Here is a 12,395-nt window from a genome sequence, read left to right as displayed (position 1 = left end):
AGCGCTTGTGAACAGTTGATGACCCGCCAGCCACACCGCCGCGTGCGGACAACCGGACGGATGCGGGAGCGCGGGGCGCGGGGGTGCGGGGAGGGGTGCAGGGGCCTTGCTCCGGCGGGCGGGGGCGGCACCGGACCGCCGCACGGCCCTGGGCGCGGTCCCGGCAAGGCGGTGGCGGGCCCATGGGCGGATGGCCCAGGCGGGGACCTCGGCGGGCGCGCGGGGCCCGTGGCCCGGGGGGCCGTCGCGGGCGGGGCAGGAGGCGGCGGCACGCCCGTGGCCCGGCGGGACCCGGGCTCCGCCGGGCGCCCTGCCGGCACCGGGCGTGCCGGCAGGGCCGGGTGGCGGCTCCGATGGCCGTCCCCGAGGGCTCGGATACGCTGGTGGGTGAGCAGCTTCACCACGGTGAGCTTCCTTGCCAGGGCGCTATGCCCCGGGGTTAGGGCGCCGCGTTGGACGGACACGAGTCGACAAGCGAGGTACCGGACCGGCCGCCCGGACCGGAGGCGGGGCGCGCGAGCGTGCTGCGCGAGCTGCTGCCGGTCGCGCTGTGGAGAGCCGACGCCCGCGGCCGGGTCGTCGAGTGGTCCCTCGCCGCGCAGGCCGTGCTCGGCCACCCGCCCGACGCCCTGCTGGGCCGGGATGCGCTCTCCCACCTGGTCGCCGAAGCCGACCGTCCGCTGGCCGAGCGGCTGACCCGGCGGGCCCTGGCCGGTCAGTCGGTGGTCGGGACGCTGACCGTGCGGCACCGCGACGGGCGTCCCGTGCCGATGGAGATGTGGATCTCCCCGGCGGCCGACCCGCAGGGCGGCACGGGGGTGCTGACCGTCGCCGTGGAGACCTCCGCGGTCCGGGCCATGCGGGACGCGCTGGCGGCCCTGGAGGGGCTGTTCACCCAGTCGCCCATCGGACTCGCCACGCTGGGCCCCGACCTGCGCTTCCTCCGCGTCAACGACGCCCTCGCCCGGATGAACGGGGTCCCCGCGGCCGAGCACCTCGGCAGGCGCCTGACCGAGGTCGTCCCGGGGGTCAACGCGGCCGTGCTGGAGAAGGCCATGCAGCGGGTACTCGACCGGGGTGAACCGATGGTCGACGTCCGGCGCACCGGGCGGACCCCCGCCGACCCCGACCACGACCGGACCTGGTCGTGCTCCTACGCCCCGCTCCTCGACGGCGCGGGGAGGAGGCTCGGCGTGATCGCCTCGCTGATCGACGTCACGGAGAAGCAGGAGGCGCAGGCCGAGGCCGAGCGGGCGCGGCAGCGCTTCGCTCTGCTGGCCGAGGCCGCGACGCGGATCGGGACCACCCTGGACCTGCGCCGCACCGCGGAGGAGGTGGTGGGGGTCCTCGTCCCCCGGCTGGCCGACTCGGCCGACGTGCAGCTGCTGGAGGCCGTCCTGCAGCCGGACGAGACCACCGCTTCCACCCGGGGCGTGGTGCGCCGCGTGGCCGCCGAGTTCCGGTACCCCGCGCTGCCCGGCGACGACCTGGCGGTGGGGCTGACGTACCAGATCCCGCTGGGATCGGTGTACGAGCAGGTCATCGCGGAGGGCCGGCCCATGAACCTGTACCTGACGGACATACCGGCGCTGTTCAGCGGCCCCGACAGCGAGCGTCTGCGCACGTACCTGCGCGAGCAGGTCGGCTGCGCGCGGCTGGTGCCGCTGGTCGCGCGCGGCACGGTGCTGGGGGCCGTGGTGGTGACGCGTACCCGCCGGAGGATGCCGTTCGACACGCAGGACCACGTGGTCATCGACGAGCTCGCCGCACGGGCCGCGCTGAACATCGACAACGCCCGCCTGTACACGGCGCAGCGGGAGGCCGCCCTCACCCTGCAGCGCAGTCTGACCACCGGCGCCCTGCCGGAGGCGACCGGCCTGGAACTGGCCGGCCGGTACCTCCCGGCCAGCGACCACGAGGTGGGCGGGGACTGGTTCGACGTCATCCCGCTCCCCGGCGGCAGGACCGGGCTGGTCATCGGGGACGTCATGGGGCACGGCATCCACGCCGCGGCCGTCATGGGGCAGCTGCGCACGGCCGTGCGGACGCTGGCCCGCCAGGACCTGCCGCCGGCCGAGCTGGTGGCCGCCCTGGACGCCGCCGTGGCGGACCTGGGCGAGGACGAGATGGCGACGTGCGTCTACGCCGTCCACGACCCTGCCGCGGGCGGCTGCGTGGTGGCCAGGGCCGGCCACCCCCCGCCGGCGGTGGTCGACACCGAGGGGCGTGTCAGGTATCTCGACGGCTCCCCGGGGACGCCGCTGGGCGCGGGTCTCCGGGACTTCAGGAGCGAGCGGATCGTGCTGCCGCCCGGCTGCCTGCTCGTGCTGTACACCGACGGGCTCGTCGAGGCCCGCGGCCGGGACCCGGACGAGGGGCTGCAGCGGCTCGCCCTGGCCCTCCGGGACCTCGACCGCCCGCTGGACGACATCTGCGACGGCGTCCTGGACCGCATGCTGCCCGCCGCGGCGCAGGACGACGTGGCCGTGCTCCTCGCGAGGACGGCGGAGCCGCCCGGCCCGCCCGCCGCCGACCGGACGCCGACCGCCGCCCGCGGGGAGCGCCCCGCCGAAGGCCCCGCGGGGAGGGGGGAAGGAGCACCGCGATGGACAGGCCCATGACGACGTTCAGCGAGAGCCCGGAGGACCCCTTCGCCGTGCGGCACGCGGCGTCGGCGGTGCTGGACGGCCGGGGCCGGGTCGTCGGCTGGAGCGAGCGGGCGCACGCGCTCCTCGGCTACCCCGCGGAGGAGGCGCTCGGACGGTCCTCGATCGGCTTCCTGGTCGACCCGGCCCACTACGACGTCGTCATGGAAGCGGTGTCGGTGTGCGTGCGGGGCGCCGGGTGGTTCGGCATCGTGCCGGTCCGCTGCCGGGACGGCAGCCGGATGGACCTGGGCTGCCGGGTGCGGGCCATCACGCGGGCCGGCGAACCGTCGTGCGAGTGGTTCCTGGTGGGCGCGCCCGCCGCGGAGGTGGTGCAGTGGGAGACCGACAGGTCCGTCCTCGACGGGCTGTTCCGCCGCTCCCCCATCGGCCTCTCGGTGCACGCCCCGGACCTGACGATCCTCCGGGTGAACAAGGCCGTCGCGAACTTCAGCCGGCTGCCGGTGGACGAGCACCGCGGGCAGCGCATCGGCCTGTTCGTGGCACCGCAGGACGCCGGCACGGTGGAGCGGCAGCTGCGCGAGGTGCTGGAGACCGGCCGGTCCTCCATCTCCACGGAGCAGCCCTGCCGGCTGGCCCGCGATCCGGCCCGTGAACTGGTCGTGTCGGTCTCGGCGTTCCGTATGGAGGACCCCTCCGGCCGGGTCCTGGGGGTCACGCAGACCATCGAGGACGTGACCGAGCGGTACCGGGCCCGCCACCGGCTCGCCCTCCTCAACGAGGCGGGTGCCCGTATCGGGACCACGCTGGACGTGGCGAGGACGGCGCGCGAGCTCGCCGAGGTGGCGGCTCCGGGACTCGCCGACTGCGCGTCGGTGGACCTGCTGGAGCAGGTGGTGCGGGGCGAGGAGCCGGGGCGGCGGCTGCCCGCCGCCCTCCACCGGGCGGCGGTGCGGTGCACGCCGCCGGACCCGCCCGGCGGGCCGGGCGGCCTGTACCCGGCGGGCCACCGGGTCCCCGTACCGCCGGGGAGCCCGCAGGCGTGGTGCCTGGCGGAGCGGCGCCCCTTCCTGGACACCCGGGCGCACGGGGCCGCCGCCTCCGGTGCGGGCGGGCGGCCCGGGGAGGCCGCCGGACATCCCGGCGCCACGGGCGGCGCCGCCGGTACGGAACCCTCCCCCGGCCGCCCCGGCGCCCCCGGTACGGGAGGCTCATCCGACGCACCGGGCGCCACGGGTACGGGTCCCTCAGGCGGCCCGTCCGCCACCGCCGGTACGGGAGGCGCGGCCGACGGGTTCGGCGCCGTGGACACCGCGGCGGGGTCCGAACCCGGCCTCGACCCCGCCGCCCACTCCCTGATGGTGGTGCCGCTGGTGGCCCGGGGGCTCGTCCTGGGGCTGCTCAGCCTGTGGCGCTCCCGGCGGCTCGAACCGTTCGAGAAGGACGACCTCAGAGTGGCCGAGGAGTTCGCCTCCCGCGCCGCCGTGTGCATCGACAACGCCCGGCGCTACACGCAGCAGCACGATGCGGCACTCACCCTTCAGCACAGCCTGCTGCCGCACGAGGTGCCCCGGCACCCGGCGGTCGAGGTCGCCCACCGCTACCTGCCGGCCGACGCCGCCTCCGGGGTCGGCGGCGACTGGTTCGACGTCATCCCGCTCTCCGGGCTGCGGGTCGCCCTCGTTGTCGGCGACATCGTCGGCCACGGCATCCACGCGGCGGCGACGATGGGCCGGCTCCGCACCGCCGTCCACACCCTCGCCCATCTGGACCTGACACCTGACGAGGTGCTCTCGCACCTCGACGACCTGGTGGACCGGCTGGCCGCCGAGCAGGAACCGGCCGGCGGGGCGGAGCCGCCCGGCGGGCCCTCCCCGCAGGTGGTGGGAGCGACCTGCCTCTACGCGGTGTACGACCCGGTCTCACGCCACTGCGCCCTGGCGCGCGCCGGCCACCCGCCGCCCGCCGTGGTGCCGCCGGACGGGGAGGTCCGGTTCCTCGACCTGCCGGCCGGGCCGCCGCTCGGGCTGGGCGGGCTGCCGTTCGAGTCCGCCGAACTGACGCTGGACGAGGGCAGTGTCCTGGCGCTGTACACCGACGGCCTCATCCAGGCACGCGTCCGCGACGTCGACGAGAGCCTCGGGGAGCTGAAGGAGGCGCTGGCCGGTCCTGCCCGGCCGCTGGAGGAGGTCTGCGCCGCGGTCGAGGCCACGCTGCTGCACGACCACGCGACGGACGAGGTCGCCGACGACGCGGCGCTGCTCCTCGCCCGCACCCGCGTACTGCCCGCGGAGCAGGTGGCCACCTGGCGGCTGCCCCTGGAGGACACCGCGCCCGCGGAGGCCCGCTCGCTGACGGCGTCCCAGCTCGCGCGGTGGGACCTCGCCGACATGGCCTTCACCACCGAGCTGATCGTGAGCGAACTGGTCACCAACGCCTACCGGTACGGCGGGGGGCCCATCACCCTGCGCCTCATCCGCGACCGGACCCTGATCTGCGAGGTGTCCGACACCAGCAGCACCGCGCCGCACCTGCGCCGGGCACGCAGCACCGACGAGGGCGGGCGCGGTCTCTTCCTGATCGCCCAGCTCACCGAACGCTGGGGCACCCGGTACGGCCGGGACGGCAAGACCATCTGGACGGAGCAGCCGCTGTCCTCGTCGGCGTCCCCGCTCACGCTGCCGTGGCCCGCGCTGTGACGGGGGCAGGGCGGGTGGAGGCACACGTGGAACGGGCGGGGCCGACCCCGCCGGGCACCGCACCGTCACACCTGACCCGGTAGGGCACGCCGCGAGGGGTCCCGCGCAGGCAGCACCGCGCAGACCGCTTCGCGGGGGCGCAAGCACAGCCGCGCGCAGGCACGCCGGGGCACCCGGACACGCCCCGGAGCGGCGGGCGCAGGCACACCGGGGCACATCGGAGCGGCGGGCGCAGCACGGGCCCGCAGACACGCTCCAGAGCGGCCGGAGAGGCCGGGGCGGGCGGGGCGGGCGGGGCGGGGGGCGACCGGGACGGCACGGGGCCTACAGACGCGCCCCGCAGACGCGGGGCGCAGCCACGCAGGCACTCCCCCCAGGGGCGCAGCACCCACGCGGACGGAACACCGCCGGCGGTGGAAACGCGCCCTGCACAGTGCGGTCCCTGCACAGGCGGGCTCCGCGCAGTCGCGCCGCGCGCAGGCGGGCGGCCGCGCGCAGGCGGTCCGCCGTGCGCAGAGGGGCCGGCGGCTGTGCGCAGAGGCGTCGGCGGCGGCGCGCCGGCCGGGGGCGCGGTGGGGCGGTGCCGACCGGCGCGGCGGAGGGCGCTCAGGGAAGGGGCTCGACGTCCCCCGCTGCCATGCCGCTCTCCTGCTCGCTCTGCGCACGCAGCCGCCGGGCCTTCTCCTTCAGCCGGTCGCGCTCCTGCGCGTCACCGGCCCGCTCCGCGGCCTGGTCCAGTTCCTGCGCCTTCTCCCGCATCTGCTGGAGCCGGCCCCGGAACTCGTCGGGGATCCTCGCAACGCTCATGCTGTGGCCACTCCTCCCGGACCTGCCGTGCCCTCGGGGGCGGCACGGCGACGCACACCCAGCGAACCAGCCGCCGCCGCGGAGCGCATCCCGGAGCGGCGGACCGCCTGGGGGCCTGCCCGCGCCCCGCGCCTCCCGGGCCGTGCGGGGAGGCGCGGGGCGCGGGCGCGCGGCGGGACGAGCGGCCGGGCCACAGGTCCCGTTCTCCCGTGACGAGTGGAAACCCCCGTGCCGGCGAGGCAGGCTGAACGCATGCGGTCGCTCATCCGCCCCGTCGCCCCGGCGGGAGCGGACGGTCACAGCCCCGTGCTCTTCCGACTCGCGCAGGTGGTGCCCTTCGCGATCGTCCTGCTCGGGCTCGGCATCGAGCTGTCACCGGCGCACTTCCTGTACACCGGCCCGCTGCTGACGGCGATGCCGGCGCTGGCCTCGCTGACCATGGGGCCGCGGGGCACCCTGTCCGCCGCGGCCGCCGCGCTCTCCGTCACCGTGATCAGCGCGTCGCTGCACGGCTCCTGGGGCGACACCCAGGTCTACAGCAACCTCCTGGGGCTGGTCGTGGTGTCCGTCGCGAGCGTGACCACGAGCAGTGCCGTGCGCGCGCGCCGGCAGAGCGAGCTGGACCAGGTCCGCCGGATCGCCGTGGCGGCGCAGGAGGTGATCCTGCGGCCCGTGCCGCGGCGGCTGGGGCCGCTGGAGGCCGCCAGCGTGTACCTCGCCGCGGAGAGCGGCGCGCAGATCGGCGGCGACCTGTACGAGGCGGTGCAGACCCGCTACGGGATCCGGATGATCGTCGGGGACGTCCGCGGCAAGGGGCTGCCCGCGGTACGCGCGGCGGCGGCGGTGCTGGGCGCGTTCCGGGAGGCCGCGCACTACGAGGACGATCTCGTCGAGGTCATGCACCACTGCGCGGCGGCCCTCCGCCGGGAGGGCGCCGCCGCGGACTCCTCCGGGCCGGGGAACGAGGACGACGCCGAGAACTTCGTCACCGCGTTGCTGGCCCAGGTGCCGGACGACCACGTGGTACACGTGGTCAACCGCGGTCATCCGCCGCCGCTGCTGCTGCACCTGGGCGCCGCCCGGGTGCTGCAGCCCGCCTGCCCCCTGCCGCCCCTGGGCCTGGAGGACCTCGTCGCCGTGCCGCCGGTCGAGCCCGACAGCTACGCCTTCGCGCCCGGTGACCGGCTGCTGCTGCACACGGACGGGGTGAACGAGGCCCGGGACGCCGCGCGGCGGTTCTTCCCGGTGGCCGAAGCCGCGGAGGCGGTGCGGACGGCGTGCACCCCGCCGCAGTTCCTGGAGGCGCTGCACGTGGCGCTCACCCGCCACACGGGAGGCCGGCTGTCGGACGATGTGGCGATGCTCGTCGTCGACCGGCTGGGCGGCGCAGCGGACGGGCGCGCCGGAGAGCCCCGATGACCCCCTGAGCGGGGCCGGCCGCGCCGGGCCGCCGACCCCGTCCCGGTGCCGCCGGGGCAGGCGTGCGGCCGGGCTCCGCCGGCCGGTACCGGCGGCCGCCGCACGCCGGGCGTGCGCCCCGGGTGGGTCCGTCCGCCCGTGCGCCCGCCCGCGGCCGTGCTCGTTCCCGCGTCCGCGGACGTGCCCGTACCCGCCGCCGTGCAGCAGGCGCGGTCGGTACCAGGGGCCCGTCGTACCGGCGAGGCGGCCATGTTCGATCTGAGCGCGCCGGTCGTCGTCACGTTCGCCCTGTACGTGGGCGCCATGATCGGCGTGGGCGTGTGGGCGTACACCCGGACCCGGACCTTCACCGACTTCGCCCTCGGCGGGCGCAGGCTCGGCGCCTCGGTCGCCGCCCTGTCGGCGGGTGCCAGCGACATGTCCGGGTGGCTGTTCCTGGCGCTCCCCGGGGCCGTGTACGCGGCCGGTGTCGGCGCGGGCTGGATCGCCGTGGGCCTGGCGGTCGGGACGTACCTCAACTGGCGGTTCGTCGCGCCCCGGCTGCGCACCTACACCGAACGGGCCGGGAACGCGGTGAGCCTCGCGGCGTACCTGGAGGAGCGGTTCGAGGACCGCACGCGGTTGCTGCGGACGGTCTCGGCGGCGGTGACCGTCGCGTTCTTCACCGTGTACCTCGCCGGGGGCCTGGTGGCCGGCGGCCTGCTGTTCGAGTATGTGTTCGATGTCGATTTCGCCCTCGCGGTCGTCCTCACGGCCCTGGTCATCGCGATCTACTCGTGTCTCGGCGGCTTCCTCGCCGTGAGCCACACCCACGTGCTGCAGGGCCTGCTGATGCTGCTCGCCCTGCTGGTGCTGCCGGTGGTCGGGGTGCGGGCCGTCGGCGGCTTCGACGCGCTGGGCGACGCGCTGGACGGCAGGTCGCCCGCCCTGCTGGACCCGGGCTCCCAGGCCGTCTTCGCCGACGGCCGCTGGTCGCCGGGGGGTCCGCTCGGCGCCGTCGCGATCGTCTCTTTGCTCGCCTGGGGCCTCGGATACTTCGGCCAGCCGCACATCCTGGCCCGCTTCATGGGCATCCGCAGCACCCGGGCCATCCCCGCGGCCCGGCGCATCGGCACCGCGTGGGTGCTGGTCGTGCTCGCCGGGGCCACGCTCGTCGGGCTCGTGGGGATCGCCGGGCTCGGCGCCCCGCTCGAGAACCCGGAGACCGTGTACCTCGCCCTGAGCCGGACGCTGCTCGACCCGTGGGTGGCCGGCGTGTTCCTGATCGCCGTCCTCGCCGCGGTGATCTCGACGGCGGACAGCCAGCTGCTCGTGTCGTCCGTGGCGCTCACCGAGGACTTCTACCGGGCGTTCCTGAGGCGGGAGGCGTCGGACAGGGCCCTGGTGTGGGCGGGGCGCGGTTCGGTGGTGGCGGTGACGCTGATCGCCTGCGCGATCGCGCTGCGAGGCGACGGCCTCCTCGGCATCGTGGCCTACGCCTGGGCCGGCTTCGGGGCCGCCTTCGGCCCCGTCGTGCTGCTGTCGCTGTACTGGCCCCGCATGACGTGGGCGGGCGCCATGGCCGGCATCGTGTCCGGCGCGGCCACGGTGCTCTTCTGGGAGGAGATCAACCCGCTGCTCGGGCCGCTGGAGTCGGACGTCTACGAGATGGTGCCGGGCGTGCTCGTCGCCACCGTCGCCGCCGTCATCTTCGGCCGGTTCGCGGGCCGCCCGCCGGAGCGCGCCTTCTGGCGGATGCCGGGGGGCGGGGCGAGCCGGCTGATGCTGGCGCCGTTCCTCGCGCACGCGCCGGTGGGCATGGCGGTGCTCGACGCCGACCTGCGGTACGTGTGGGTGAACGACCGGCTGGAGCGCCTGCTGCCGCTGGAGCGGAGGCTGGGCCGGCAGGTGCGGGAGGTGCTGCCCGAGGAGGAGTCCGAGGCGTTCGAGGAGCGGATGAGGAGAGTCCTGGAGACGGGCTCCCCCGTCCTGGACTTCGAGTTCCTCGGCCCCGACTACGAGGATCCGCGCAGGAAGCGGGCCTACTCGGCGTCGTTCTTCGGGATGCGGGACCGGCACGGCCGGTACGTGGGGATCTGGTACATGCTCATCGACGTCACCGAGCGCCGGCGCGCCCAGGAGCGGCTGGCGCTGCTCAGCGAGGCCGGCTCGCGGATCGGCCGCACCCTGGACGTGGCGCTGACCGCGCAGGAGCTCGCCGACGACACCGTGCCGCGTTTCGCGGACTACGCGGCCGTCGACCTCCTGGAGCCCGTCCTCAGCGGCGAGGAGCCCCCGCCCGGTCCGCTCGGCGGCACACCGGTGCTGGGCAGGGCGGGGCGGAAGTCCGTACGGGAGGAGGGCCCCGCCCCGGACCCGGCGGTGGGTGAGGCGGTCGCCCGGGGCCCGTCGTCGCCGGTGACCCGCTGCCTGCTGGAGGGCAGGGCCCTGGTGGAGGGCCCGGCCGGCGGCCCGGTGGCCGGGGACCGGGCCCTGAGTGCCGTTCTGGACGGGTTCGAAGACGCCTCGGTGATGGCGGTCCCGGTGAAGGCCCGCGGGGTGGTCCTCGGCGCGGCGGTGTTCGTGCGGTCGCGCCGTCTCGGCCCGTTCGAGGAGGACGACGTGCGCCTCGCGGAGGAACTCGTCTCGCGGGCCGCGCTCTCCCTCGACAACGCGCGCCGCTTCACCCGGGAGCGCCACGCGGCCCGCGCCATGCAGCGCTATCTGCTGCCGCAGGAGGTGGCGGGCGGGTCGGCGCTGGAGGTCGCGTCGTGGTACTACCCGGCGGACGCGCCGAGCGGGGTGGGCGGCGACTGGTTCGACGTGATCCCGCTGTCGGGCACGCGGGTGGCCCTCGTCGTCGGGGACGTGGTCGGCCACGGCATCAACGCGGCGGCCACCATGGGGCGGCTGCGTACCGCGGTGCGCACGCTCGCCCATCTGGACCTCCCGCCGGACGAGTTGCTGGCCCGGCTGGACGATCTGGTGATCGGGCTCGTGGAGACGCGGGACGGCGTCGACGCCGCGGACGAGGAGGCGGGCGGCACCCTCCTGGGGGCGACCTGCCTGTACGCGGTCTACGACCCGGTCAGCCGGCACTGCACGATGGCCCGGGCGGGCCACATGCCGCCCCTCGTCGCGGCCCCCGACGGCTCGGTCGACTTCGTGGACCTGCCTTCCGGACCGCCGCTCGGCCTGGGGTCGCTGCCCTTCGAGTCCGCGGAGCTGGAACTGCCCGAGGGCAGCGTGATCGCGCTCTACACCGACGGCCTGATCGAGGCCTGCGACCGGGACGTCGACGTGGGCCTGTCGCGCCTGGCCGGGGTCCTCGCCCGGCCGGGGGCGGGCCTGGAAGAGACCGGCGGCCGCGTCATGGACGCCCTGCTGACCGGTCCGCCGTCCGACGACGTGGCCCTGCTGCTGGCCCGGACGCACGTCCTGGGCTCGGACCAGGTGGCGTCCTGGGAGCTGCCCGTCGATCCGGCCGCGGTCGCCCGGGCCCGCAACCTGGCCTGCGGGCAGTTGGCCGCGTGGGGCATGGACGAACTGGCCTTCACCACGGAGCTGATCGTCAGCGAACTGGTCACCAACGCCATCCGGCACGCGAGCGGGCCGATCTGCCTGCGCGTCATCCGCGACCGCGCCCTGATCTGCGAGGTGACCGACGCCAGCAGCACGGCGCCGCGGCTGCGGCACGCCCGTACCACGGACGAGGGCGGACGCGGCCTGCTGATCGTCGCTCAGCTGGCCCGGCGCTGGGGCACCCGCTACACCCGGGCCGGCAAGGTCATCTGGACGGAGCAGCCCCTTCCCGGCAGCCCCGCCGGGTGACTCCTGGCCGCGGCCGCCACCTGGCGGCCGGGCCGCGCGCCGTCGACAGCCCGCCGCGCCGCCACCGCCCACCGCAGCCGCAGCCGCAGCCGCAGCCGCAGCCGCAGCCGCGTGGCGGCTCGCCGGGCGCGGCCGCATGACACCTCGTCCGGCGCGGCCGCACGACGCCTCGTCCGGGGCCCCGAGGCAACCGCCGGTGAGCCCGCGCCAGCGGCGTGGCGACCGGCCCGGCACGTGTCCTGCCGCCGGGTCCGACCGGATGGCCCTCCTCCACGGAGGCACGGCAGACCGCGCGCGGAGAACGGTACGCGCGGCGGCCCGACCGGTGGGACGGGTACGGTCAAGCGCGCTCGGGGGCGAACTTGTAGCCGTAGGTGTCCGTGAGCACCGAGAAGTTCGTGGTGCGGTCGCCCGCCTCGTGCCACACCTGGCACCGGTAACCGGTGTCGGCGTTCTTCTCGACAGCCCTGACGGCCGGGATCTCGTCGCAGGTCAGCTTCTGGTCGTATCCCCCGCTGTCCTGGTGGCGCTCCCAGAACTCCTGGTACACGCGCTTGGCGACGAGGAGGTCCTTCCCCGCCTCGGCGCTGTACCGGATCATGAAGTCCCCGTCACGGTAGTCGTCGGCGACCTTCACCGTGAAGGGAATCTCGACGCCTTCGTAGGTGGCCGTGCAGGCACTGGCAGCGGACGCCTTGAGGGTCACCCCCTGCGGGCAGTCGGCGGTGGTGACGCCGTTCACCTTGGCGGACCTCAGCAGGTCCTTGCGCAGCCTGTGCTCCACCTTCTCCGTGAACGCGGAACGGCTGTCCGGCTCGGGCTGCGGCGTCTGGAGGTCGTCGTTGTCCCGGACGACGTCGGCCTGGGCCTGCGTCAGTTCCACGGCGAGCGGCTCGCTCTTGGGCTTGCGGTCCTGCGGGGAACCACCCGCGGTGGAGCTCTGGTCGTTCGCGTTCCCGTCCGCGCCGTCCCCGCCGGAACCGCAGCCAGCGGTGAGCAGCACCGCGGCCAAGAGGACTGTAGTGATCTTGGATATGCGCATGCCGCCACTGTA

General features: G+C 75.9%; 6 protein-coding genes. 4 read left to right on the top strand and 2 right to left on the bottom strand.

The window, feature by feature from the left end; translation table 11 throughout:
* Positions 1-452: 452 nt before the first annotated feature.
* Both L6E17_RS22600 and L6E17_RS22595 read left to right on the top strand, forming a co-directional pair.
* Positions 453-2,621, top strand: coding sequence for a SpoIIE family protein phosphatase (locus tag L6E17_RS22600; RefSeq protein WP_236242582.1), 2,169 nt, complete (start codon positions 453-455; stop codon positions 2,619-2,621).
* Entirely contained in the window at positions 2,606-5,305 is a 2,700-nt protein-coding gene (locus tag L6E17_RS22595) for a SpoIIE family protein phosphatase (RefSeq protein ID WP_236242581.1), read from the top strand. Before L6E17_RS22600 ends, L6E17_RS22595 begins: the two co-directional genes overlap by 16 nt.
* Positions 5,306-5,911: 606 nt before the next feature.
* On the opposite strand, the gene L6E17_RS22590 is transcribed toward L6E17_RS22595, so the two are convergent.
* Entirely contained in the window at positions 5,912-6,112 is a 201-nt protein-coding gene (locus L6E17_RS22590) for a DUF6381 family protein (protein WP_236242580.1), read from the bottom strand.
* Between the two features lie 252 nt (positions 6,113-6,364).
* On the opposite strand from L6E17_RS22590, the gene L6E17_RS22585 reads away from it, so the two are divergent.
* Positions 6,365-7,531, top strand: coding sequence for a PP2C family protein-serine/threonine phosphatase (locus L6E17_RS22585; protein WP_236242579.1), 1,167 nt, complete (start codon positions 6,365-6,367; stop codon positions 7,529-7,531).
* Positions 7,532-7,780: 249 nt separating this feature from the next.
* The gene (gene putP, locus L6E17_RS22580; protein ID WP_268985529.1) at positions 7,781-11,341 is read left to right on the top strand and encodes a sodium/proline symporter PutP; all 3,561 of its coding nucleotides are present in this window, start codon (positions 7,781-7,783) and stop codon (positions 11,339-11,341) included.
* A 340-nt stretch (positions 11,342-11,681) separates the two neighbouring features.
* On the opposite strand, the gene L6E17_RS22575 is transcribed toward putP, so the two are convergent.
* Positions 11,682-12,383, bottom strand: a complete 702-nt coding sequence (locus L6E17_RS22575; RefSeq protein ID WP_236242578.1) for a DUF4333 domain-containing protein — start codon at positions 12,381-12,383, stop codon at positions 11,682-11,684.
* Positions 12,384-12,395: the final 12 nt, after the last annotated feature.

The organism is Streptomyces sp. CC228A, assembly GCF_021390935.1.
GTDB lineage: Bacteria > Actinomycetota > Actinomycetes > Streptomycetales > Streptomycetaceae > Streptomyces.
The sequence above is the reverse complement of the archived record's forward strand: the minus strand, read 5'-3'. Positions and strand labels throughout refer to the sequence as shown.